Here is a 23,746-nt window from a genome sequence, read left to right as displayed (position 1 = left end):
ATTCAGACCTACTTGGCCTTCTCCAGCACCTCGACCAGACGCCAGCGCTTGGTGGCGCTGGTCGGCCGGGTCTCCATCAGACGAACACGGTCGCCGATACCGGCGTCACCGTTCTCGTCGTGCGCCTTGACCTTGGTCGTGGTGCGGATGATCTTGCCGTAGAGCGGGTGGCTCTTACGATCTTCCAGTTCGACCACGATGGTCTTCTGCATCTTGTCGCTGACGACGTAGCCGATCCGCTCTTTGCGGCTCGCACGCGCAGTCGTGTTTTCAGTCACCTTCTGGTCCTCACTCATGCGTCAGCCTCCGGTCCGGCAGCCAACCCGAGCTCGCGCTCGCGCATGACGGTGTAGATCCGGGCGATCTCACGACGCACGGTCCGCAGACGACGGTTGTTGTCAAGCTGGCCGGTGGCCATCTGGAAACGAAGGTTGAACAGCTCTTCCTTCGACTCCTTGAGACGAGCGACGAGATCGGTATCGCCGAGCTCGCGGAGCTCAGCGGCAGCAGTTCCCAATGCCATCAGAACTTCTCCTCTCGCGTCACGATACGGGTCTTGATGGGCAGTTTGTGCTGTGCGCGGCGCAGGGCCTCGCGAGCGATTGCCTCATCCGGGTAGCTCATCTCGAACAGCACGCGTCCCGGCTTGACCGGCGACACCCACCACTCGGGTGAGCCCTTACCGGAACCCATGCGGGTTTCGGCGGGCTTCTTGGTCAGCGGGCGGTCCGGGAAGATGTTGATCCACACCTTGCCACCACGCTTGATGTGGCGGTTGATGGCGATACGGGCCGACTCGATCTGACGGTTGGTGATGTAGGCGCTCTCCAGAGCCTGGATGCCGTAGTCACCGAACGTCACCTTGGTGCCGCCCGACGACTGGCCCTTGAGGCTCGGGTGGTGCTGCTTGCGGTGTTTAACCCGACGTGGGATCAACATGGCTAGCTCTCCTGATTCGCTTCGGTCGGTGACGAGCCGCCCGCTCGCTCCGCTCCGGGCGCGGTGGCACCGGCGTCGGTCGCGACCGCGGCAGGTGCTTCAGCAGCACGGCCTGCCTCGGTGCTGGTCGCGGTGGTACCCGAGGCACCACTGCGACGCGGCCGGCTGGGGCGACGCGAGCGACGGTCGTCGGAAGGTGCAGCGGCCGCAGCCAGTTCACGCTTTCCGCCGACGATGTCGCCCTTGTAGATCCAGACCTTCACGCCGATGCGGCCGAAGGTGGTCTTGGCTTCGTAGAGGCCGTAGTCGATGTCGGCGCGCAGCGTGTGCAGCGGCACGCGGCCATCACGGTAGGTCTCACTGCGGCTCATTTCTGCGCCACCCAGGCGACCCGAGCACTGGACTCGGATGCCCTTGACGTTCGGCTGACGCATCGCCGACTGCAGCGCCTTGCGCATCGCGCGACGGAACGCCACGCGGTTGCTCAGCTGCTCGGCCACACCCTGTGCGACGAGCTGGGCGTCGGATTCCGCGTTCTTCACCTCGAGGATGTTCAGCTGGACCTGCTTGCCGGTCAGCTTCTCCAGGTCGCCACGGATGCGATCGGCTTCGGCGCCACGGCGGCCGATGACGATGCCCGGACGGGCGGTGTGGATGTCGACGCGGACGCGGTCACGCGTGCGCTCGATCTCCACATTCGCGATACCCGCGCGCTCGAGGCCGGTGGCCAGGAGCTTGCGGATGGCGACATCCTCTTTCACGTAGTCCGCGTACTGCTTGTCTGCGTACCACCGCGACTTCCAGTCGGATGAGATGCCCAGACGGAAGCCGTGCGGGTTGATTTTCTGGCCCACTACTAGGCTCCCTTCTTGGGCTGACGCGAGCGAGCGCGTCCTCCCTCGGCCTTGGCGACACTTTCCACGATCACGGTGATGTGGCTGGTGCGCTTACGGATACGGAACGCACGACCCTGCGCACGCGGCTGGAACCGCTTGAGCGTGGGGCCTTCGTCTGCGAACGCCTCGCCGACGACCAGGGTGCGGCGATCCAGACCCAGGTTGTTCTCGGCGTTGGCGACGGCACTGGCGAGCACCTTGTAGACGGGCTCGCTGGCCGACTGCGGTGCGAACCGCAGGATGTCCAGGGCCTCGTCGACGTTCTTGCCGCGCACGAGTGCGAGCACGCGACGCGCCTTCATCGGGGTCACGCGAACATGCTTCGCGGTCGCCCTTGCTTGCGGATTAGAAACCGGCGGATTCACGGTTGTGTTGCTCATTACCGACGCTTCGCTTTCCGGTCATCCTTGATGTGACCTTTGAAGGTACGGGTCGGGGCGAACTCGCCCAGCTTGTGGCCGACCATGTTGTCCGAGATGAACACCGGGACGTGCTTGCGCCCGTCGTGCACCGCGAAGGTGTGTCCGATGAAGTCGGGGATGATGGTCGAACGGCGTGACCAGGTCTTGATGACCTGCTTGGTGCCCTTTTCGTTCTGGGCGTCCACCTTCGCAAGGAGGTGGTCGTCGACGAACGGGCCTTTCTTGAGGCTGCGTGGCATTCTCTAACTCCCTCCTTGTTATCGCTTGTTCTTGCCGGTGCGACGGCGCCGGACGATGAGCTTGTCACTCGGCTTGTTCTTGCGGGTGCGGCCTTCTGGCTGACCCCACGGGCTGACCGGGTGGCGACCACCGGAGGTCTTGCCCTCACCACCACCGTGCGGGTGGTCGACCGGGTTCATCACGACACCGCGGACGGTAGGACGCTTACCCTTCCAGCGCATACGGCCGGCCTTGCCCCAGTTGATGTTGCTCTGCTCGGCGTTGCCCACCTCGCCGACGGTTGCGCGGCAGCGCACGTCGACGCGACGGATTTCGCCCGACGGCATACGCAGGGTGGCGTAGGTGCCTTCCTTGCCCAGCAGCTGGATGCCTGCACCCGCACTGCGGGCCATCTTGGCGCCGCCGCCCGGACGCAGCTCCACCGCGTGCACGGTGGTACCGGTCGGGATGTTGCGCAGTGGCAGGTTGTTGCCCGGCTTGATGTCGGCGGTCGGTCCGCTCTCGACGATGTCGCCCTGGTTGAGGTTCTTCGGCGCGATGATGTAGCGCTTCTCGCCGTCGAGGTAGTGCAGCAGTGCGATGCGTGCGGTGCGGTTGGGGTCGTACTCGATGTGGGCGACCTTGGCGTTGATGCCGTCCTTGTCGTTACGACGGAAGTCGATCAGACGGTAGGCACGCTTGTGACCGCCACCCTTGTGACGAGTGGTGATGCGGCCGTGCGCATTGCGTCCACCGCGACCGTGCAGCGGACGGACCAGCGACTTCTCCGGATGGTTACGGGTGACCTCGGAGAAGTCCGAGCCGCTGCTGCCACGACGACCCGGGGTCGTCGGCTTGTACTTACGAATAGCCATGAGTCTTGTTCCTTATCTGAAGGCTCGCTCGGCGTCAGCCGACCGATCCTCCGAAGATCTCGATGGACTTGGAATCAGGGGCCAGCGTCACGATGGCACGCTTGGTCGACTTGCGTCGGCCGTAACCGGTGCGGGTGCGCTTGCGCTTGCCCTGGCGGTTGGCGGTGTTCACGCTGGTGACCTTGACGTCGAAGATCTTCTCGATCGCGATCTTGATCTCGGTCTTGTTCGAGTCGGGCGCCACCACGAAGGTGTAGACGTTGTCTTCGATCAGTCCGTAGGACTTCTCGGAGATCACCGGCGCCAGGATGATGTCACGCGGGTCGGCGTGGGTAGCCATCTCTAGGCCTCCTTCGATTCGTCTGCGACGGGAGCCTGCGGCTCAGTCGACGGCTTGGTGTTCGCGCCGATGAAGGCGTTCAGCGTCTCGACGCTGAACACGACCTCATCCGAGTCGAGGACGTCGTAGGTGTTCAGCTGATCGGGAGCGATCGGCGCAACGAACGGCAGGTTCGCAACGCTCTTCCACGCGGTCAGGTCTTCGCGGCCGAGGACCACGAGGAACTTGCGACGCTCGGAGAGCAGTTCGAGGAACTTGCGTGCGACCTTGGTCGAGGGCACCTGACCGGCGACCAGCTCGTCGATGACGTGGATGCGATCGTTGCGGGCACGGTCGCTCAGCGCGCTGCGCAGCGCAGCGGCCTTCATCTTCTTGGGGGTGCGCTGGCTGTAGTCGCGCGGCTGCGGACCGTGCACGACGCCACCGCCGGTGAACTGAGGTGCGCGGGTCGAACCCTGACGTGCACGACCGGTTCCCTTCTGGCGGTACGGCTTTGCGCCACCACCGGAAACCTGGCCGCGAGTCTTGGTCGCGTGGGTACCCTGCCGGGCCGCCGCCTGCTGGGCGATGACGACCTGGTGCATCAGCGGAATGTTCGCCGGCACGTCGAAGATCTCGGCGGGCAGCTCAACGGAACCGTTGGTCTTGCCGTCGGCGGTCTTGACGTCCAGCTTCAGGTTTGTTTTGGCCTTGGTGAGATCGGTGCTCACTGCATCACTCATTTCTGGGCACCACCCTTCACTGCATCACGCACGACCACGATGCCGCCCTTGCGGCCGGGGATCGCGCCCTTGATCAACAGCAGACCTGCTTCGGCATCCACCTTGTGGACGGTGAGGTTCTGCGTGGTCACTTTGTCGTTACCCATGCGACCCGCCATGCGCATGCCCTTGAACACGCGGCCCGGGGTGGCACAGCCACCGATCGAACCGGGTGCGCGGTGAACGCGGTGCGCGCCGTGGCTGGCGCCCAGGCCGGCGAAGCCGTGGCGCTTCATGACGCCGGCGTAGCCCTTGCCCTTGGAGGTGCCGGTCACGTCGACGAGCGCGCCGTCGGCGAAGATCTCGGCGGTCAGCTCCTGGCCGACCTCGAACTCCGCGGTGTCGTTGACGCGGATCTCCGCGACGTGACGACGCGGGGTGACGCCCGCCTTGGCGAACTGTCCGGCGACGGGCTTGATCACCTTGCGGGGATCGATGGCGCCGTAAGCCAGCTGGACGGCGGTGTAGCCGTCGCGCTCTGCGGTGCGGATCTGGGTGATCACGTTGGGGCCCGCCTTGATGACGGTGACCGGGACAACGCGGTTGTTCTCGTCGAACACCTGGGTCATACCGAGTTTGGTACCCAAGATGCCCTTCGTAGCATTCTGTGTCATAGCTGCAACCCTCGCCTACTGGATGTTGACGTCGACGCTTGCCGGCAGATCGATGCGCATGAGCGCGTCGACCGTCTTCGGCGTGGGGTCGAGAATGTCGATGAGTCGCTTGTGAGTGCGCATCTCGAAGTGCTCGCGGCTGTCTTTGTACTTGTGCGGCGAGCGGATGACGCAGTACACGTTCTTTTCAGTGGGCAACGGCACCGGGCCGACGATCCGTGCACCCGTACGGGTCACGGTTTCCACGATCTTGCGCGCCGAGGCGTCGATCGCTTCGTGGTCGTAGGCCTTGAGCCTGATGCGGATCTTCTGTCCCGCCACGCTGTGTCCTCTTCCGTCAGAATTGTTCTCGACAGACAAACACCGCGTGACCTGACCCGAACACACTCGGGTGGTGCACATGAGCCTCGCTGCAACCGGCGAAGATCTACGCTGTTCATCTGTCGTTGTACGTTGCCGGGTTTGCCCGGCTGGCTCCGGTCCACGCGGTCGGGCGTGTCGGGCCGCTGAACCTGGTTCAGCGCGTTTCACGCTCGCTCCGAACGTCTCGGGGCTGGCAGTCACCTACCTGATCGAGGCCGCGAAATACCGACGCCTTGATCAAGGCAACCCGACAAGTATGCACCATGAGGACCGACGGGACAAGTTCGGTCGGCGGCCGCGTCGGGCTCAGCCGGATTCCGATTCCGCCGCCGCCTTGATCTGAGACAAGGTATGGCGCATACCGGCGCGCAACGTCGCTCTGCGGTCGCGATCGCGCAGGACCGTGCCGAGGAGAAACCAGCCGATCGCGGTGACCGGCTTCAGAACGACGTAAGACTCGGTCACCCGGGTCGCCGAGCCCTCGAGCGCAAGGCGATACCGCCACTCCAAGGTGCCCATCAACGCGGTGTCGATCGAGCTGCTGGCGCATCGTCGACTCCCTCCCGAGTGAGCGCGCGGTCGACAAAGTCAGATTACGAGCTCTGAGCGCGAGCCGGCCCCGGGAACCTTTGTGACCTACCACTCGTTGTCGGACTTCACCGTTTTCGGCACCAGAAAGGTCCGCCCGTTATGCCCGAGAACTCTGAACCCGACTCATCGACGCCGGGTAACTCGTCAACGGATGCATCCGACCCGACCTCGACGCCACGTCCCGACGAACCGTCCGACGCCGCGCCGACGTCCCCGACGTTGACGACCGATCCACCACCGTCGGATTCGCCGACCCGCGCGGCACCGCCCCCGCGACGCACACCCCACGTCGCATGGTGGGTCTCGCGTCACACCGACGTGGTCTTTCCCCGTTCGACGCTGCTGTCGGCCCTCGCGGTCGGCGTCCTCGGCGCACTCTGCTGGCGGCCGGCCGATCTCGGCATCGGCCTGACCATCACCGGAATCGCAGCGGTTGCGACGGTGATGTGGTCGGCCCCCGACGACTTTCGCCGGCGGCTGTCGCCCTATTGGATCGCCGTCATGGTCGGCGTCGTCGCCCTTCTCCTCGTCCCGACGTTTCGCGCCGCCGGATGGGTCACCGTCTTCTGTCTCTTCGCCGCGGTCGTGGCGTCGGCGGCGCTGTTCGTCGAAGCACGTGGCATCCGGGGCCTGTGGCTCGCCTCGTTGAGCCCGTTCCTCGCACCGTTCCTGGCCGCCGTGACCGCGGTGCGCCGACCACCGCGGGTCGCGCGCACCGGCACCCGGCCGTCGATCACATTGATAGCGGTGGTCGCCACGACGACGATCGTCCTGCTCGTCGTCTTCGGCGCACTGTTCGCCAGCGCCGACGCCACCTTCGGTTCACTGTTCAAGATCCAGATCTCCACCGACGCCGGACCGACGATAGCCGCCGCATTGTTCAGCGGAATATTCGTCGCGGTCGTCACTCTCGGCGGCATCGCGCTCGTCTCCCAGGGCACCGACTATCCCGACCGCCCACGCCCGACGACGCCGATCTGGGCGTGGGCCACCCCGGTCGGCGCGTTGTTCGCGATGTTCCTGTTGTTTCTCGGCGTGCAGGCGACCGCCTGGTTCGGCGGCGACGACTTCGTCAGACGCACAGCTGATCTCACCTATTCGCAGTACGCCGTCCAAGGCTTCTGGCAGTTGCTGATCGTCGGGGTACTGGTCATCGGAGTCACCGTGAGCGCGTGGCATTTCGTCGACGCCGACGACGCACGCTCCCGTCGGGCGGCCCGGATTCTGCTCGGTGGGTTGTGCATCGCGACGCTGGCGGTCGGGGCGTCGGCGATTCATCGGATGACCGGCTACATCCATTCCTACGGCATGACCGAGGAGCGCATCTTCGGGATCTTCGTCGAACTGCTGGTGGGCATCGTGATCGTGGGCTTCTTGATCGCCGGTGCACGGATGAGCACGGTGTGGCTGACCAAATCGATCGTCGTCGCCGGGCTGTTCGCGACGGTGGGTTTCGCCGCGATCAACCCCGACCAACGCATCGCGTCGTACAACATCGACCGCTTCGAGACGGCGGGCAAGCTCGATACCTTTTATCTGGGTGGGCTCTCGGCGGATGCGTCGGGCGAATTCGACCGTCTCCCAGCCGATTTGCGCGCCTGCGTCGACTGGCGGTTCGCGCGCGACCACGACGCCGCCCGGAGTTGGCGGGCCTTCACGTTCTCCCGTTACACCCCGCCGGCGCAGGCCGACCGGTGGTACGACGAGCACTGCGTCCGGCACGTGACCCATCGCTGAGCCCGACGTCGGCGCCCCTATCTTACTTAGCGGTAAGGTAGGGGCATGTCTGACACCCACGGCAGCAGCGCGACCTACGCCCTGCGCAAGAGGCTCCCCAACAACGCCTTCGGCAACACCTTGTTCTCACTCGGCATGGTGGCGAAGGTCCCCTACTTCGGCACCGTCCTACCGCTGGTCACCGAGATGGAGCCCGGCTACTGCAAGGTCACCGCACCCAACTGGTTCGGCGTGCACAATCACATCGGCACCTTCCACGCCATCGCGGCCTGCAACCTCGCCGAGGCGTCGATGGGCATGCTGATGGAGGCCACCACACCCTCGACGCACCGCTGGATCCCCAAGGCGATGAACACCGCCTACCTCGCGAAGGCCACCACCCGGCTCACCGCCGAGGCCCGACTGTCGACCATCGACTTCGACGCCATCACCACCGGCGCCGACGTCGTGGTCAACGTCGAGATCCGCGACACCAAAGGTGTCGAGGTGGTGCACTGCGACATCACCACGTGGGTGACGCCGAAGTAACTCCGACTATCCGAAGCACCCCTGCCAGCCACGACTGCGTAGCACCGTGACGTCGCAGTAGGTCGCCCGCGGGTAGTACGCGCCCATCGTCGACGCCGGGTCGGTGTGCTGGGCCTGCTCGGCCTGCACCGTCATCGGATAGAACGCCGACGACGGCAGCATGTACCGCAGGAACACCACCTTCTTGGGCACCGACGTCGAGCCCCACGGGATCACGGTCAGCGCCGGATCCGACGACGACGCCATATCCTGCGGCGCAGCGACGACATACGCGTAGTAGCCGGCGGAATCGATGCGCGTCTGAAAGTCCGACTTGCACGCCACCACGGGATACGGACTCACCTTGTCGTTCTGACACATCGACCAGTAGCGAAGGTCGACGCCGGGTTGCGCGGGCGAGGCACCGCTGCGCGTGTTCGGGAAGCTCGGGGCCTTCGCCCGCACCACCGCCACCCGGCCCGGCCGGTAGGTCAGCGCGGCACCGATGTACTTGTTGTCCCCGTTGGGAAACAGTCCGGCGGTGCTGGCGGGGTTCACGAACACGGCCTCCGGCGAATTCGCGGGGAACGAGTTGGCGGCCGCCTTGCCGATGGCTTGATCGAACACCGTGGTCATCGCGGCCGCGATCGGACCGCTGTAGTTGCGCGGATTGAACGGAATCGCGCACGGCGGCAACGACACCGACGTGCCACCGAGATGCATCGTGACGTCAGGCAGCGTCACCCCGCCGTTCGCCGATGCCGGATTGTTCGGGACGTACACCCGGATGATCAGGAATCCCAACGGGATTCGCTGTTTGCCCGGTGCGGGCAGTCCGCGAATCTCGTTGCGGGCGTGGTCCGCGGGTCGGTTGACCACCGTGGCCTGCCACTTGCCGCGGCCCAACTGCGACGCCGCCGCCGTCGACGCATAGGGATTGCCTCCGGCGAGTGGACGAATCTGGTTGTCGCGCAGCGTGTCGACGGTGTTGAAGTCGGTCCCATAGGTGTTGAGGGAGAAGTACCGCGCCGTCGGGTAGGTGCCCGACAGGCTGATCGAGTCACCGCTGCCGAGCATGTACGGGAGCACCCAGTAGGTGGCGTTGGCGTCGGGGAACGCGACGTTCAGGTCGGTGCTGTTGGACATCAATTGCCAGGCACATGCCGGACCGGGCGCGTAACCCTGAGGTGCGGCCGATGCCGGCGCCGACCCGATCACGACCGAGGCCACCACCGCGGTGACCACCACCGACCACGCGGTCAGCAGCGGCCGCCGACCCGTCTCACCGCGTCGGCGCGATGAGACGCCGAACTCCGGTGTTCGTAACGTCACCACATACCGTTTCACGGAACTCCACACTGCTGCCATGCGCCGACCCTAGATGGTTCCCCCATCCGCCGGAAGGTTGGTTAGCAAGGCAAATATCGCCCATACCGCCGCGGCGATCACGCGACTCGACGCATCGACAGATCAACCCCGCCGCCGCCGGCTCGGCCGACGAACGGCCGCGCTCACCTCATGCCGTCGCGTCCAGCTGCGCCAGCACCTTCACCGGAGTGATCCAGATGACCAGCTCGCCCGGCACGCCGTTGCGCTCGCCGAACTCGTCGGCGCGTTCAGCTCCCATGTACCGGCCGCCGCAGGCCGTGGCGATTCGTTTCACCTCGGGGAGGTCGTCGGACAGTTCGACGGTCCCCTGCACGGTGACGAACGCGTACGGCGGGTGTTGAACGTCCACACAGAGTGAGACGCGCGAATCCCGGTGCATGGCACGGGCTTTCGCGGTGCTCGCGCCCGTGTTGAAGGCCAGCCGATCGCCGTCGACGACGAACCAGATCGGCACCGTCAGCGGCCGCCCGTCGGACGCGGTGTAAGCGAGGTGTCCGGTCCTGGTGCCCTCGGTCAGGAACTGTTGAATGGCGGGATCGTCGAAGGAATAGCTCACAGCACCACTCCCGGGTTGAGCAGGCCCTGCGGGTCGAGCGCTTTCTTGATCATCGCGGTCATCTCCATTACGTCGGGGCCGACCTGATCGGGCAGCCAGCCTTTCTTCAACCTCCCGACCCCGTGCTCGCCGGTGATGGTGCCGCCGAGTTCGATGGCGAGGTCCATTATCTGACCGAAAGCCTTGTTGGCTCTTCGGGTTTCGTCGGCGTCGTCGGGGTCGTGCACGATCAGCGGGTGCGTGTTTCCGTCGCCCGCGTGGGCGATGACGGAGATCGTCACGTCGTTGGTCGTGGCGATTTCCGCGACACCGGCGACCAGATCCGGCAACTGCGGCAACGGCACGCCCACGTCCTCGAGGAGCAGCGGGCCCAAGCGTTCCACGGCGGGGATCGCAGCGCGCCGCGCCGCGGTGAACATCTCCCCTTCCTCCGGGTCCGTCGTCGAAAAGCACTCTGTCGCACCGTGTTCGGCGAATGCCGCCTCGATGATCGCCACCTCGTGGGCGACGGCCGGTCCGGCGGCGTCGGACTGCGCCACCAGCATCGCGCCCGCCGACCGGTCGAGGTCCATCTTCAGCATGTCCTCGACGGCGTTGATCGCGACGCTGTCCATGAACTCGAGCATCGCGGGGCGGATCTGCGCGGTGATGTCGAGTACAGCGCGAGTGGCTTCGACGACGGACGGAAAGCTCGCGACGACGGTGGCCGGGGTCGACTGAGCCGGCAGTAGCCGCAGGGTCACCTCGGTGACGATGCCGAGAACGCCCTCGCTTCCGACGAACAGTTTCGTCAACGGCAACCCGGCCGAGTCTTTGAGCTGACGGCCACCGAGTCGTACCGCCCGACCGTCGGCCAGCACCACCTGCAGACCGAGCACATACTCGACGGTGACGCCGTATTTCACGCAGCACAGCCCGCCCGCGTTGGTCGCGATGTTGCCGCCGATCGAGCAGATCTCGAACGACGACGGATCCGGCGGATACCACAGACCATGTTGCGCGGCAGCGGCTTTCACATCGGCGTTGAGTGCTCCCGGTTGAGCGACGACGGTCCGTGTCGCCACGTCGACGGTGATGTCGGTCATCTGCTCGGTGCAGATCGTCACCGCGCCGTCGACCGCTGTCGATCCCCCGGACAGGCTGGTTCCCGCGCCGCGCACCACCATCGGCACCGCGCGCTGCGAGCACCAGCGGACCGCCGCCTGGACCTGCTCGGTCGACGTCGGGCGCACCACCGCGAGCGGAGTGCCGGCATCCGGGTCGTTGGCGCGGTCGAATCGGTATGCGCCCAGCACATCCGGATCGGTGACGACGCGACCCGCGGGCAGCGCGGCGACAAGGGTGGAGATATCGACAGCCATCCCCCGATCTTGCCCTATGTTCGACGACCCGCGCCCGGGCCCGCTCAGAAAGCGGGCTTGAGCCGAATGTCCCCGCAGAAGGGTTTGCAGTCGCCCTTCGAGGGATTCGGGGTGCTCAGTCCGACGATGTTCTGGTGAGTCGGGTAGTCCGGGCGGAAGTAATAGTAGTGGTAGCTGTAACCGTGAGCCGACGCCTCGGCCGGCCCGCCAACGGCGACCGCGGCCATGGCCAGCAGTCCGCCGGCCAGCGCGCGTTTGAATGCTGTGTTCATGGTGCGAGTCCTGTTCCTGAAATACGGCCCGGGTCCGTCCGTGGACGGCCACAACACAATTCAAAACCCGCACCCGACCTGCGACAATGGGGAGAACTCCCCTCGCGGCGAGACGGCACTCCGGTTCAGCCTGGATCCGCCGACGGCAGGCCCCAGCCGCTGGTTGAGCCTGGATTCACCGATGGCAGGCTTCTCCGCTGGTTGAGCCGTGAGGAGCGTTAGCGACGAGCGTGTCGAAACCACGGTGACCCGGTTCAGCCGATCAGGTCGTCACCGATCAAACACGCCAGCAGCATGATGGTCGCGTGCGGACCGCTGCGCCCGGCGCACGGAAGAATCGAGCCGTCCACGACGTGCAGTCCGTCGACACCGTCGACCGCGCCGGTCCAGTCGGTTGCGGCGCCGAGCGGCAGCGTCGCGCACGCGTGTTGCGATGTCGACGGGTCCTGTTGCACGGCAACCGAATCCGGCTCGACGATGTCGGCGAACTCCGCCGACGTCAGCATCTGCACCACCGACCCCACCGCGTCGTCGACCGCACCCGCGCTCCACTGTGCCGACGGCCCGCCCAGGTCGACGGTCACCTCGCCGCCGGCCGAGCCCAGCCGGCCGGGCACGCCCGGCGACATCGCTGCCACGCCGACCGCCGGCCCCGACCCGGGCACGCCATCGATGAATCGAGCGAAATCATCGGTATAACAACGAATTTCGCAACCGTCCGCGGTGTGGACGACGCTCTGTAGAACAGTCGGCGGGAGGGTGCCGACGTGCCGCCGCCGGTAACGTACCAGCACCTCGCGATGTTCGATGAGCTTCAGCGGACCGGCGACGAGCCCCGACCGCAGCAGCAGCTCCCCCGTCCCGATGGTGCCCGCGCACGCAATCACCTGCCCGGCGTCGAAGCGGACCGGCCCGCCGTCGACGACGACGTCCACGCCGCTGACCGCGGTATCGCCGCCCCGGACGCGCTCGACGTCGGCGCCCGACACGACCGTCAGATTCGGCCGCGAGATCGCTGCGCCGAGGTAGCCGTCGAATGCCGAGAACCGCAGGCGCCCACGCCGATTGCTGCGGACCCGGTTGAGCCCGACGATCGGCCAGGGATCGTCGGGGTCGCGGACATCACCACGCGCGGACCAGTAGTTCTCGAACGCCACGGATGCATCGCTGAGTTCGTCGTCGTGCCACGGACTCACCGACATCGCGTCGTCGAGTTCGCGGTAGGCCGCCTCGATCCGCTGCGCCGACCACGGACCCCGTTCGACGAGATCGGCCAGATCGGACCGATGCCAGCGCAGGAAATAGCCCCCGTTGACCGCGGACGACCCGCCGAGCCCGCGGCCGCGCACGATCGACAGGCCCCGGTCCACCGTCGTGTACCCACGCACATAGCTCGACGACGGGCCGATCGGCAGGGTGTCGAGCGGCCCCGACAGCGGGGCGGCGGGCCCGGCCTCCAGCAACACGACCCGGCGTCGCGGATCACGCGAAAGACGTTCCGCCAGCACGCTTCCGGCGCTGCCCGCGCCGACGATCACCACGTCGGCACGGTGCCTCGACGACGCTGTCATGCGTTACGGAATCAACTCCGGCCGCAGTGCCGACAAGTCGCGCGCGGCCAGTGCACCCTGCCACAGCCCGGCCCCGTAGGCGAGATCGTCGAGACGGTGCAGCACGAAATAGGTGAGCGGCCCGACCGTCGGAGCATGGTCTTCGACCATCGCCGCGCGGAACCACATCGTCAGCGCCTCGACGACGGCGATCTGCAGGACCAGGAGTCTGAATCGGCCCGACACGAGCGCACCGAGCACGGTCACCGGCCAGTAGTGTCGGCAGACCGCTCCGGCCGCCTGCAACAGACCGAAGCCGACCGCCTTGCTCATCATCTCCGCGGTCACCGCGGTGCCGGAGGGCAGTTCGCCGAGTCGGCGACGCAGCCGCCAACTCATCTGGGCGATGCAGAACACGGCGATCAGCAGGCCGACTCTGGTCCGCGACAACAGGGCCACCACGGCGATAGCCAACGGTATCCGCATCACCACCGGGGCGGCGAGCCCCTGGTGCCGGTCGGCGAGCGATGCTGCCCCGGTGCCGTAGAAGCGTCGTCGCCCCAAGACTGAGCGCAGCGTCGTGCGGTGGTCGTGGGCCACCGTCGCGACCGGGTCGTAACGGATCAGTCGACCCGCCTGATGGGTCCGCCAACACAGGTCGACGTCCTCGGCTACCCGAAGCGACTCGTCGAATCCTGCAAAAGCGCTGCGCCGCACGATCATTGCCGCGCTCGGTACGTATGGGATGCGGGTTCCCGGCGTCACCGCGCCCTCATGCGGGCCCATGTCGAGCGAGGAGAAGCCGTTTTCGTAACGCTCCACCGGGGATTTGGTCGTCCGGTTCAGCCCGACGATCCGCGGCGCGACGACGGCGACCAGCGGGTCGGAGAAATGCCCCATCAACATGGTCAGCCAGTCCCCCGACGGCACCACGTCGGAGTCGAGGAAGGCGACGAAGTCGGTCGTCGACGCGGCCGCCCCCGCATTGCGCGCGGCGGCCGGCCCACGGTTCTCCGGCAGCCGCAGCACGGTGACGCCGTCTCCGGAAACGGTGATGGGGATATGGGAACCGTCGTCGACGACGATCGCCGCGATCCCCGCCGGGAGTGCCTTGAGGAGCCGGTCGATGCCGGATTGATTGCCGCGCACCGGGATCACCACGGTGACCTCGGCGCTCGACGGCCCGAACATCGGCCGCGGATTGGCGATGCCCGACGCCAGGAGCGTTCGGGCGAGCGACCGCGTGGCGGCGTCGCACACCTCGATCCGTCCGTCGCCGGACGTCATCCCCAGTGCCCGGTCGCTCATGCGCATCAGCCGCGTCGGCGAGCCGCCGACCAGGTAGCGCAGGTCGCCGCCGCGGACGCAGGCCATGTCGATCTGGACCTGGAAACCGTCGGGCAGGTCCGTCGTCTCGCCCGCGTCGACGTCGTCGGCGGGCCCGGTGACGGCCGTCATCCGAGCATGCCCCGATCGTCGACCCGCCACGCGATCACCCGCCGGTTCAGCGCGGCGGACATCGCAGCCACCAGACTCCGCCCCTCGGCCTCATTCGCACCCGCCGGATCACCGAGCACACCGTTGGGACTCACCCCCGAGACTCCCTGCTCCACAATGTCTTTCATCAACTCTGCGATGGGCGTCGAGTTGCCGGGCCGGGCGCGTTCGGTAACCACCAGGGTCGGCGAGATGGCCATCAGCAACGACGTCTCGGTACGTCCGGCATGCGCGTCGCAGCGCGCGGGCGCGCAGGGAAACCAGGCTACGTCGCGGCCTTCGTAGCGCAGCCGTCCGACGGCCTCGATCAACGTCGGGACATTTCCGCCGTGGCCGTTGACGAACACCACTCGCGTGGCCCATCGGCACACACTGCGGCCGTATTCGATGAGCATCAGCTTCAGCGCTTCGGCACCGATCGACACCGTGCCGGGAAAGCCCTCATGTTCGCCGCTGGCGCCGTAGTTGATCGACGGGGCGACGAACAGCGAGTCCAGCGGGGCATCGGCCGCCACGGCGTCGGCGACGGCCTGCGCGACCTGCGTGTCGGTGCTCAGCGGCAGATGTTCGCCGTGCTGCTCGGTGGCGCCGATGGGCACCAGAACGATCGCCCCTGCACCGTCGAGCTCAGGCCAGGTCCGATGACCCAGCTGTGCCGAACGTGTCATTTGCCCCACTGTAGTCAGTTCACAGCATGCTGTTAACCCCAATCCCGGCAAATGATCTGCGTCTGCGGGAATGCCGCAGTGCCGCTTGGGGAAATGTCGCGATCAGCCCGTCTTCTCCCCATCTCCTCGCGTTCGTCGGGCCGGTTGTACGAGCGCTCGATCGGTTGTGTAATGCTGGGAGTCGATTGTGACAGCGACCACGCTCTCACCCTGTTCCCCACACCGTTCGCGGGGAATCCGGCCACGTTCTGCGCGGGGCCGCCCCGGACCAAGGAGGCTAGAAGAATGACCACTTCGAGTGAGCGCGCCGATTCCGGCCGCAATGGACCGCTGCGCAATGTCCGCGTCATCGAGTTCGCCGGCATCGGACCGGGACCGCACGCGGCGATGCTGCTGGCCGACCTCGGCGCCGACGTCATCCGCGTCCAACGCCCCGGGACACTGCCCGCCGAAGGGCACAACGCCGATGCGCTGTTGCGCGGACGCCGCGTCGTCGAAGCCAATCTGAAGAACCCCGCCGACCGCGAGACCATTCTGAACCTCATCTCGAAGGCCGACGCCATCATCGAGGGTTTCCGCCCGGGCGTCATGGAGCGCCTGGGCTTCGGGCCGGAGGACCTGGAGAAGGTCAACCCGGGCCTGGTGTACGGCCGGATGACCGGCTGGGGCCAGGAGGGGCCGCGCTCGACTCTCGCCGGGCACGACATGAACTACATCTCGCTCACCGGCATGCTGCACGCGATCGGTCGTAGCGACGAAAAGCCTACTCCCCCACTGAATTTCGTCGGCGACTTCGGCGGCGGCTCGATGTTCCTGGTCTTCGGCATCCTCGCCGCGATCATCGAACGCCAGGCGTCGGGCAAGGGGCAGGTCGTCGACGCCGCGATGGTCGACGGCGCGTCGGTGCTCGGCCAGATGATGTGGGCCTTCCGCGGCACCGGACTGTGGCAGGACCGTCGCGGCGTGAACCTCCTCGATACCGGCGCACCGTACTACGAGGTGTACGAGACCTCCGACGGCAAGTACATGGCCGTCGGCGCCATCGAGCCACAGTTCTACGCCGAACTGCTCAAGGGACTCGAACTCACCGACGCCGACATCCCCGGGCAGAACGACGTCGCGCGGTGGGGCGAGCTCAAGCAGATCTTCATCGACACGTTCAAGACGAAGACCCGCGACGAATGGTCGGCGATCTTCGACGGCACCGACGCATGTACGTCGGGCATCCTCGACTTCACCGAGGCCCCCAACGATCCGCACCTCGCCGCCCGCGGCACCCTGGTGGAGATCGACGGCGTGACACAGGCACAGGTCGCCCCGCGCTTCTCCCGGTCGACCACCGACACCCCCACCGGCCCGGCGCGCACCGCGACCGACCCCGCGACGGTGTGGCAGGACTGAAGTCTCAGCGCACACCCGAGTGCCGAAACCCGGGGCGACCACCCCGCTCCCCGAGTACCGAAATCGCGGCGCCCACCCCGCTCCCCGAGTACCGAAACCCGGGGCGACCCCCCGCTCCCCGAGTGCCGAAACGAGCTCGCGAGTTTCGGTGTAACGAGGGGCCGGCGACCCGACCTCACGAACGTACCCACCCCGCTCCCCGAGTGCCGAAACGAGCTCGCGAGTTTCGGTGTAACGAGGGGTCGGCAACCACGAAACGACCCGTGACACCACGTCGCGGGTCGTTTCTCGCCGCTCGACTACACCTTCGAACTTCCCATGTCGATCTGGAACTCCGCGCCGGTGACCGCTTTTGCCGTCGCCAGGTAGATCACGGCGTCGGTCAGGTCGTCGACGCTGGCCACCGGGTAGTGGTCCATCATCGACGGGAAGTGTCGGTTGTGCGTCTCGAAGACCTTGAAGGCCGTCGTGTCCTGCACGCCCATCGCCGTGTTCACCGCATAGGGATGGACGGTGTTGACGCGAATCCTCGCGTCGCCCAGCTCTTTGGCGACCGTCTGCGCCAGCCCGCGCAACCCGAACTTCGACGCCGCATATCCGGCCTGAACGGGCATCGCCTTGAGCCCGGCGACCGACGAGATCACGGTGATCGAGCCGCCGTTGCCTGCTTCGAGCATCGCCGGAATGGCCGCTTTCAGCGTCTTCCAGGTGCCGATCAAGTTCACATCGATGACGTCGGTGAACTGCTCCTCCGACAATTCCCAGGTGAGTCCCCACGACAGGATGCCGGCGTTGGCGACCACGTGGTCGAGCCGGCCGAACTGGTGCACACCGTCGGCGATCAGTTCCTGCTGGAACGCAAGGTCGCGCGTATCACCCTGGCGCGCAAGGATTTTGCCGCCGACTTCTTCGACGAGGCGGATGGTCTCGGCGAAGTCGTCGGGCGTCGCGGGCGGGTAGGTGGTGTGGTCGACGACGGGTCCGGCGATGTCCATGCCGATGATCGCCGCGCCCTGCTCGGCGAATCGGATCGCATGATTGCGGCCCTGCCCGCGCGCGATTCCGGTGATGTAGACGACCTGGCCGTCGAACGTTCCCATGCACTTCTCCCAACACGATGCGTTTGGGCAAACTGTAACACGTTCTAGTCGATGTCCAGGTCATGTTCCCACTGGCTGGACGCCTGCGGATCAGGCGCCCACGCGACGCCCCCAGACCCAACCCGAATCGCCGAACCCGAACGAAGAAATCGTTCGGGTTCGGCGATTGATGTGGGGTTCACGAGCAAGCCGTTCCGCCCTGGTGCGCTACGCCCCGAAGGTCCGCTCGAAGCCTTCCGGAATGATCAGATCCTTACGCGAGAGTTCCTGCACACTGGCCCGGCCAAGGCCCATCATCGTCGAATCGATACCCATGCGCATCAGATCCAGGACGTTTTCGACGCCGGTCTGGCCGTTGGCCGCCAGACCCCACAGGTAGGCGCGGCCGATCATTACGGCCTTGGCGCCCAACGCAAGTGCCTTCACCACGTCGCTGCCACGGCGGATGCCGCCGTCGAGCAGCACATCGAGGTCGCCGCCGACGGCGTCGGCGATCGGGCCGAGCACGCGGATGGTGGCCGGGGTGCCGTCGAGGTTGTTGCCCCCGTGGTTCGACACCGAGATGGCGGTGGCGCCGATGTCGACGGCCCGCTTGGCGTCGTCGAGCCGGGTGATGCCCTTGACCATGAAGGGGCCGCCCCACTCCTTGCGCAGCCACTCCAGATCCTCCCAGGTGGGCGGCGGGGTGTTCATCCACTGGCCGTAGACGTCGAAGAACGTCGGGCCGGGCTCACCGCGGTGGGCGATGTTCGGGGCGCTCAGGTCCGGGATGATCAGCTTGCCGTCCCGGAACCAGCTCAACGCGTACGACGGCTTGGTGATCATCTCCGGCGCAAGCTTGGCGACCGCGCGCAGGTCCACCTGCTCGGGAATCTCCGGGCTGCCCCAGTCTCGTCCGACGTTGAACACCCAGTCAGTGGTGACGATCAGGCCCTTGCAACCTGCCTCGCGGGCGCGGTTGGCGCGCGCCAGGATGTCCTCTTTGTTGCCGAGCCAGTAGATCTGGAAGAACACCTTGTCGTTGACCGCGGTGACTTCTTCGACCGCCTTGGACGCGAAGCTCGACAGGCCCATCGCGGTGCCGCGGTTGGCGGCGGCGCGGGCGACGGCGACCTCACCGTCGGGATTGACCGCCTGCACGCCGGTCGGGCTGATCATCACCGGGAACGGCAGCTCCTGCCCCATCACGGTGGTGGTCAGGTCGCGTTCCGGCGTCACCCCGACGACGTGCGGCGCGAAGCCGAGCTCGGTGAACGCCTCCATGTTGTCGTTGACGGTGATACCCGCCTGCGTGCCGGCGACCAGCGACGAGTAGACGGTCTTGGGCAGCCGTTTGCGGGCGCGTCGCTGCGCCTCACCGACAGTTTCGAACCAGGGGTTCCGACGCCAGGGATTCTTCTCGGCGAGCTCGGAGAACTTAGACATGCATCATCTTTCGTATCGGGCCGCCCCGTTTGCCGGCGGCGGCAGTTGTCAGCTGCAGCTAGTGGACGAGCACCCCGTCGCGGCGGTCGGCATGAACCCCGCCAGCGGGTTCTCATCGCAGTCGCGCGACGGCGGCCGCGTCATCAGCGTCAACGGCACGCCACGCGAATGATCTTTGTTCGCAGTGGGTTTCGACCGTTCCCCGGCCAGCAACTGCTCGCCGAAGCCCTGCACGCATTCCGGGTCGGGGCCGTCGAGCGGCAGTCCGGTGAAGAACTTGGCCGCCATACAGCCGCCGCGGCAGGCGTCGAAGTGGTTGCATTTGGTGCACGCACCGGCGCTCTGCGGTTCGCGCAGCTCGGTGAACAGATCGCTGCGCTGCCAGATCTCCTGGAACCCGCCGTCGGAGACGATGTTTCCGGCCAGGAAGTTCTCGTGGATGGCAAACGGGCAGGCATAGACGTCGCCGACCGGGTCGATGAGGCACACGACGCGCCCGGCACCGCAGAGGTTCAGGCCCGGCAGCGCACCGCCACCGCTGTCGCCGGAGAACGCCGACAGGTGGAAGAACGAGTCACCGGTCAGCACTCGATCGCCGTGTGCGACAAGCCATTCGTACAGGGCGCGCTGCTGCTCCGGACGCGGGTGCAGGTCGTCCCAGACGTCGGCGCCCCGACCCGACGGCCGCAGTCGGGTGATCCGCAGGGTCGCGTTGTACCGATCGGCGAGGGCCTTGAACTCGTCGAGCTGATCGACGTTGTGCCGCGTCATCACGACGCTGATCTTGGCGTCTTTGAAGCCGGCGTCACGCAGGTTCTCCAGTGCGCGCACCGCCATGTCGAACGATCCGGCGCCGCGCACGGCGTCGTTCACTTCAGCGGTCGCACCGTCGAGCGAGATCTGCACGTCCACGTAGTCCGACGCCGCGAGGCGTTGCGCGACCTCGGCGTTGATCCGTAAACCGTTGGTGGAGAACTTGACTCCCACCTGATGGCTGGTGGCGTAGTCGACGAGTTCCCAGAAGTCGGGGCGCACCGTCGGTTCGCCGCCGCCGATGTTCACGTAGAACACCTGCATGCGCTGCAGCTCGTCGATGATCGCCTTGCACTGCTCGGTCGACAGTTCCCGGGGGTCACGTTTGCCCGACGACGACAGGCAGTGCACGCACGACAGGTTGCACGCATAGGTCAATTCCCAGGTCAGACAGATCGGGGCGTCAAGGCCCTTCTCGAACTGATCGACGAGACGCCCGACTGAATGGGCACGCTCCCGGCGCCCGACGGCCGGGGTGGTCGACTGTGCTCGCGGACGTTCGATAGTCGTCACTGTTCGTCCTCCTGGTGATTTCGAGGTTTCGACACGGACTCGGCTGACGCCTCATCCGGCTCAACCAGCGGGTGGTTGTGGTGATTGCGCACGATCATTCCCGAATCAGCAAGCGCGCCAAGGGCTTGCAGATAGAGGGGCCGCGCCGCCGAGTCGATCCCGGCTGCCGACAGGGCTGCGTCGGCGCTGGGGTGATCGGCGAGTGATTTGACGATGCCGACCACCGTCAAGTTCTTGAGAAACGAAAGTTTGCGGGTACCGAAGTGGTACAGCAGCGCGCCGAACGGTTCGGGCCGCAGCGCCACCTTCGAGTTGAGCTGCCACGCGAGCGTCGGGTCGAAAGGCTCCGGTCGGGCGGGTGCGCCCCCGACGGGCGCCGAAGCGCGCCCGCCGGGAACGGTCGATGTCGCGGTCGACATCAGTAGACCCCGCACATCCCGTCGATCGACACCTCTTCAACGAGGGACTCTCCGACGAGTTCGGTTTCAACGACCTCTGCCGCTGCGTGATCTGCCATGATCCAACCTCCTGGTTTCTATAGTGATGTGGATCACCAAGGACTATAATGGCACCGAGTGCATAAAAGCTAGCCCCAATTGCGATCCGAGTCATAATTGCTCGACGACAAGCGGAAGGACACATCCCGTGCCGGGCACTGACCAGCATGTTTCCGCCGAACCGCACACCCGTACGGTTGGCCGGAAGCGCATCACGACGATGACGCACATCAGCGAGGTGGCCATCGACCTGTTCTCGAAGCAGGGCTTCGACGACACCAGCGTCGACGACATCGCCACCGCCGCGGGCATCGCGCGTCGGACCGTCTTTCGCTACTACCCGTCCAAGAACGCGATCGCCTGGGGCGATTTCGACATCTACCTCGACGAACTGCGCTTACTGCTCGACGCCATCCCCGACGACCTGTCCATCGCGGACGCCCTACAGCGGGCACTCATCGAGTTCAACAGCGTCCCGGGAACCGAGCTGCCACGGCATCGGCGCCGAATGTCGCTGCTGCTGGAAATCCCTGCGCTGCAAGCCCATTCGATGTTGATGTACGCGGAGTGGCGGCAGGTCATCGCCGAGTTCTGCGCGCGGCGACTCGGCGTCGACGCAGGCGCTCCGGTCCCCCAGACCATCGCATGGATGACGCTGGGCACGGCGCTGGCCGCCTACGAGCAATGGTTGGCGGAGCCGGACCGCGATCTCGAAGCGCTGTTGATCGAGGGCAGCCGGACCCTGACCGAAGGGGTCGCGGCGTTGGGCTAGATCCCCGAGCCGCGCTGCGGTGCACCAGTTGAACCGTCCGCCTTCCTGAACCCCGGGCAGGTTTGATACACCTGATGAGTACACTAGGGGAAAACTAGAACACGTTCTCATTTGCCAGAAAGCCGGTGTGATGACAGACCTGACCCCACATAGCGCGCGCGGCGTCATCTTGACGGTGAACGACGTCGTGGACGAGACCGCCGACGCCCGCTCGATCATCTTCGACGTACCGAGCAGTCAGGCCGCGAAGTTCACCGATTACCACCCGGGTCAGTTCCTCACCCTACGCATCCCCAGCGATCAGACGGGGTCGGTCGCCCGCTGCTACTCGCTGTCGTCGTCGCCCGGCTCCGACGCCCTGCCGAAGGTGACCGTCAAGCGCACGCTCGCTGGGTACGGTTCAAACTGGGTGTGCGACAACCTGATTGTCGGATCGCAGATCGAGGTGCTGCCACCGTCGGGCACCTTCACCCCCCACAACATCCACGCGCCGCTGCTGCTGATCGCGGCCGGGTCGGGCGTCACCCCGGTGATGTCGATACTCAAGACCGCGCTGCGCACCGGCGTCGGCCCGATCACCTTCTTCTACGCCAACCGCAGCGAGAACGACGTCATCTTCGGCGCCGAACTGCGTGAGCTGCACAACGCCCATCCGAACCGCCTCACCATCGTGCACTGGTTGGAGTCGGTGCAGGGCCTGCCGTCGGAGAAAGCTCTCGCAACGTTCTTCGCGCCGATGAACAAGACCCACACCGCGTACATCTGTGGACCCGGCCCATTCATGGACGCCGTGCACAATGCACTTGCCAAGGCGAAGTTCGACCACCACAACGTCCACTCGGAGGTGTACAACTCGCTGTCCGGCGATCCGTTCGCGGAGGTCGAACTCGAAGAGGTCTCCGCCGAGGAACAGGCCGACGCCGCCAGTGTCGAAGTGGAACTCGACGGTGAGACGCATTCCCTGTCGTGGCCGCGCACCCGCACGCTCATCGACATCATGCTCGCCGCGGGCCTCGACGCCCCGTACTCCTGTCAGGAGGGCGAATGTGGTTCGTGCGCTTGCACTTTGACCGAGGGCACGGTCGAGATGGCGAACTCGGGCGCACTCGACCCCGACGACATCGCCGACGGCTACATCCTCGGCTGCCAGGCCCGCCCGACGTCGGACACCCTCAAGATCGAGTTCTGACGAGGCAGACGCGCTCACGCGGCGATCTCGCGTAGGCTTCGACGGGTGAGCATCGAACGACTCTCCCGCATCCTGGCCTACCCGCTGATCGTGATGGGCGTGCTGCATTTCGTCGCGCCCAAACCGTTCGACGCGATCATTCCCGACGAGATCCCCGCCGACAAGCGAACGCTCACCTACGCGTCGGGCGCGGCTGAGCTCACGATCGGCGCCGGACTTCTCGTACCGCGTACCCGACGTTGGTCCGCGGCGGCTGCGGCCGCCCTGTTCGTCGCGGTCTTCCCGGCGAATGTCAACACCATTCGCCTGTGGCAGAACAAACCGGCATGGCTCAAGAGCCTCGCGTGGGCTCGGCTTCCGCTGCAGATCCCCATGGTCGTCGCGGCGATCAAGGTGTACCGGGGATCCGCTCCGCAGGAACAGTGACGTCCGGCCGATTGCAATCTGCCCCGTCGTCGACGCCGAGGGAACATCCACCC

29 protein-coding genes and 1 pseudogene are annotated in these 23,746 nt (G+C 66.2%); 6 read left to right on the top strand and 24 right to left on the bottom strand.

Translation table 11 applies throughout. The annotated features are described in order from the left end of the window. Positions 1-8 precede the first annotated feature (8 nt). From rpsQ to HH308_RS13425, 12 genes are all read right to left on the bottom strand, one after another. Positions 9-296 (bottom strand): 30S ribosomal protein S17, encoded by a 288-nt coding sequence (gene rpsQ / locus HH308_RS13480; RefSeq protein ID WP_170194726.1) that lies wholly within the window; start codon positions 294-296, stop codon positions 9-11. Next, positions 293-523 carry a 50S ribosomal protein L29 gene (gene rpmC, locus HH308_RS13475; protein WP_170194725.1) on the bottom strand — a complete coding sequence of 77 codons (231 nt, stop codon included), beginning with the start codon at positions 521-523 and terminating at the stop codon, positions 293-295. The genes rpsQ and rpmC overlap by 4 nt, the downstream gene beginning before the upstream one ends. Continuing rightward, positions 523-939: a 50S ribosomal protein L16 gene (gene rplP / locus HH308_RS13470; RefSeq protein ID WP_170194724.1), complete on the bottom strand. Its 417-nt coding sequence runs from the start codon at positions 937-939 to the stop codon at positions 523-525. Before rplP ends, rpmC begins: the two co-directional genes overlap by 1 nt. 2 nt (positions 940-941) lie before the next feature. Beyond that, a complete protein-coding gene (rpsC, locus tag HH308_RS13465; protein ID WP_170194723.1) occupies positions 942-1,793 on the bottom strand; it encodes a 30S ribosomal protein S3 in 852 nt (283 codons plus the stop codon). Between the two features lie 2 nt (positions 1,794-1,795). Continuing rightward, positions 1,796-2,215 carry a 50S ribosomal protein L22 gene (rplV, locus tag HH308_RS13460; protein ID WP_170194722.1) on the bottom strand — a complete coding sequence of 140 codons (420 nt, stop codon included), beginning with the start codon at positions 2,213-2,215 and terminating at the stop codon, positions 1,796-1,798. Further along, positions 2,215-2,496: a 30S ribosomal protein S19 gene (gene rpsS / locus HH308_RS13455; protein WP_005193585.1), complete on the bottom strand. Its 282-nt coding sequence runs from the start codon at positions 2,494-2,496 to the stop codon at positions 2,215-2,217. The genes rplV and rpsS overlap by 1 nt, the downstream gene beginning before the upstream one ends. An 18-nt stretch (positions 2,497-2,514) precedes the next feature. Continuing rightward, positions 2,515-3,351 (bottom strand): 50S ribosomal protein L2, encoded by an 837-nt coding sequence (gene rplB, locus HH308_RS13450; RefSeq protein ID WP_170194721.1) that lies wholly within the window; start codon positions 3,349-3,351, stop codon positions 2,515-2,517. A 34-nt stretch (positions 3,352-3,385) separates the two neighbouring features. Further along, positions 3,386-3,691, bottom strand: coding sequence for a 50S ribosomal protein L23 (gene rplW / locus HH308_RS13445; RefSeq protein WP_170194720.1), 306 nt, complete (start codon positions 3,689-3,691; stop codon positions 3,386-3,388). Positions 3,692-3,693: 2 nt separating this feature from the next. Continuing rightward, complete coding sequence (gene rplD / locus HH308_RS13440) at positions 3,694-4,413, bottom strand: 50S ribosomal protein L4 (protein ID WP_170194719.1); 720 nt, start codon at positions 4,411-4,413, stop codon at positions 3,694-3,696. Continuing rightward, complete coding sequence (gene rplC, locus HH308_RS13435; protein WP_170194718.1) at positions 4,410-5,066, bottom strand: 50S ribosomal protein L3; 657 nt, start codon at positions 5,064-5,066, stop codon at positions 4,410-4,412. The genes rplD and rplC overlap by 4 nt, the downstream gene beginning before the upstream one ends. Positions 5,067-5,081: 15 nt before the next feature. Further along, positions 5,082-5,387 carry a 30S ribosomal protein S10 gene (gene rpsJ, locus HH308_RS13430; RefSeq protein WP_007318892.1) on the bottom strand — a complete coding sequence of 102 codons (306 nt, stop codon included), beginning with the start codon at positions 5,385-5,387 and terminating at the stop codon, positions 5,082-5,084. 348 nt (positions 5,388-5,735) lie between these two features. Further along, positions 5,736-5,948, bottom strand: coding sequence for a hypothetical protein (locus HH308_RS13425; protein WP_170194717.1), 213 nt, complete (start codon positions 5,946-5,948; stop codon positions 5,736-5,738). 171 nt (positions 5,949-6,119) lie between these two features. On the opposite strand from HH308_RS13425, the gene HH308_RS13420 reads away from it, so the two are divergent. Further along, positions 6,120-7,757: a DUF4153 domain-containing protein gene (locus tag HH308_RS13420; protein ID WP_170194716.1), complete on the top strand. Its 1,638-nt coding sequence runs from the start codon at positions 6,120-6,122 to the stop codon at positions 7,755-7,757. A gap of 45 nt (positions 7,758-7,802) precedes the next feature. Continuing rightward, complete coding sequence (locus HH308_RS13415) at positions 7,803-8,285, top strand: hotdog fold domain-containing protein (protein ID WP_170194715.1); 483 nt, start codon at positions 7,803-7,805, stop codon at positions 8,283-8,285. A 6-nt stretch (positions 8,286-8,291) separates the two neighbouring features. Here HH308_RS13415 and HH308_RS13410 read toward each other — a convergent pair whose 3' ends face one another. From HH308_RS13410 to mftE, 7 genes are all read right to left on the bottom strand, one after another. Continuing rightward, the gene (locus tag HH308_RS13410; RefSeq protein WP_246284583.1) at positions 8,292-9,632 is read right to left on the bottom strand and encodes a hypothetical protein; all 1,341 of its coding nucleotides are present in this window, start codon (positions 9,630-9,632) and stop codon (positions 8,292-8,294) included. Positions 9,633-9,780: 148 nt separating this feature from the next. Then, positions 9,781-10,209: a PPOX class F420-dependent oxidoreductase gene (locus HH308_RS13405; protein WP_170194714.1), complete on the bottom strand. Its 429-nt coding sequence runs from the start codon at positions 10,207-10,209 to the stop codon at positions 9,781-9,783. Next, the gene (locus HH308_RS13400; RefSeq protein ID WP_170194713.1) at positions 10,206-11,570 is read right to left on the bottom strand and encodes an FAD-binding oxidoreductase; all 1,365 of its coding nucleotides are present in this window, start codon (positions 11,568-11,570) and stop codon (positions 10,206-10,208) included. Before HH308_RS13400 ends, HH308_RS13405 begins: the two co-directional genes overlap by 4 nt. Before the next feature lie 44 nt (positions 11,571-11,614). After that, a complete protein-coding gene (locus tag HH308_RS13395) occupies positions 11,615-11,842 on the bottom strand; it encodes a hypothetical protein (protein WP_170194712.1) in 228 nt (75 codons plus the stop codon). Between the two features lie 254 nt (positions 11,843-12,096). Beyond that, positions 12,097-13,413, bottom strand: a complete 1,317-nt coding sequence (gene mftG / locus HH308_RS13390; RefSeq protein ID WP_170194711.1) for a mycofactocin system GMC family oxidoreductase MftG — start codon at positions 13,411-13,413, stop codon at positions 12,097-12,099. Between the two features lie 3 nt (positions 13,414-13,416). Next, positions 13,417-14,850, bottom strand: a complete 1,434-nt coding sequence (gene mftF / locus HH308_RS13385; protein WP_170194710.1) for a mycofactocin biosynthesis glycosyltransferase MftF — start codon at positions 14,848-14,850, stop codon at positions 13,417-13,419. After that, entirely contained in the window at positions 14,847-15,557 is a 711-nt protein-coding gene (gene mftE, locus HH308_RS13380; RefSeq protein ID WP_170194709.1) for a mycofactocin biosynthesis peptidyl-dipeptidase MftE, read from the bottom strand. The genes mftF and mftE overlap by 4 nt, the downstream gene beginning before the upstream one ends. Positions 15,558-15,842: 285 nt before the next feature. On the opposite strand from mftE, the gene HH308_RS13375 reads away from it, so the two are divergent. Continuing rightward, the gene (locus tag HH308_RS13375) at positions 15,843-16,958 is read left to right on the top strand and encodes a CaiB/BaiF CoA transferase family protein (RefSeq protein ID WP_170194708.1); all 1,116 of its coding nucleotides are present in this window, start codon (positions 15,843-15,845) and stop codon (positions 16,956-16,958) included. A gap of 299 nt (positions 16,959-17,257) precedes the next feature. On the opposite strand, the gene HH308_RS13370 is transcribed toward HH308_RS13375, so the two are convergent. The 5 genes and pseudogenes from HH308_RS13370 to mftA form a co-directional block, all read right to left on the bottom strand. After that, positions 17,258-18,058, bottom strand: coding sequence for a mycofactocin-coupled SDR family oxidoreductase (locus HH308_RS13370; RefSeq protein WP_170194707.1), 801 nt, complete (start codon positions 18,056-18,058; stop codon positions 17,258-17,260). A gap of 207 nt (positions 18,059-18,265) precedes the next feature. Beyond that, entirely contained in the window at positions 18,266-19,483 is a 1,218-nt protein-coding gene (gene mftD / locus HH308_RS13365; protein ID WP_170194706.1) for a pre-mycofactocin synthase MftD, read from the bottom strand. Positions 19,484-19,531: 48 nt separating this feature from the next. Next, the gene (gene mftC / locus HH308_RS13360) at positions 19,532-20,809 is read right to left on the bottom strand and encodes a mycofactocin radical SAM maturase (protein WP_170194705.1); all 1,278 of its coding nucleotides are present in this window, start codon (positions 20,807-20,809) and stop codon (positions 19,532-19,534) included. Between the two features lie 86 nt (positions 20,810-20,895). Beyond that, a pseudogene (mftB, locus tag HH308_RS13355) lies at positions 20,896-21,228 on the bottom strand (mycofactocin biosynthesis chaperone MftB); the annotation flags it as partial. Beyond that, positions 21,228-21,326, bottom strand: coding sequence for a mycofactocin precursor MftA (mftA, locus tag HH308_RS13350; RefSeq protein WP_170194703.1), 99 nt, complete (start codon positions 21,324-21,326; stop codon positions 21,228-21,230). The gene mftA and the pseudogene mftB, both read right to left, overlap by 1 nt. A gap of 128 nt (positions 21,327-21,454) precedes the next feature. Between mftA and mftR the strand changes: the two genes are divergently transcribed. The 3 genes from mftR to HH308_RS13335 all read left to right on the top strand — a co-directional run bounded on the left by mftR (position 21,455) and on the right by HH308_RS13335 (position 23,693). Beyond that, positions 21,455-22,078 (top strand): mycofactocin system transcriptional regulator MftR, encoded by a 624-nt coding sequence (gene mftR, locus HH308_RS13345; RefSeq protein WP_312870576.1) that lies wholly within the window; start codon positions 21,455-21,457, stop codon positions 22,076-22,078. A 130-nt stretch (positions 22,079-22,208) separates the two neighbouring features. Continuing rightward, complete coding sequence (locus HH308_RS13340; protein ID WP_170194701.1) at positions 22,209-23,267, top strand: ferredoxin--NADP reductase; 1,059 nt, start codon at positions 22,209-22,211, stop codon at positions 23,265-23,267. A 45-nt stretch (positions 23,268-23,312) separates the two neighbouring features. Then, a complete protein-coding gene (locus HH308_RS13335; RefSeq protein WP_312870575.1) occupies positions 23,313-23,693 on the top strand; it encodes a DoxX family protein in 381 nt (126 codons plus the stop codon). Positions 23,694-23,746: the final 53 nt, after the last annotated feature.

The organism is Gordonia asplenii, from assembly GCF_012933505.1.
Classification (GTDB): domain Bacteria; phylum Actinomycetota; class Actinomycetes; order Mycobacteriales; family Mycobacteriaceae; genus Gordonia; species Gordonia asplenii.
Note: the sequence above shows the minus strand (reverse complement) of the source record. Positions and strands in the feature narration are given on the sequence as shown.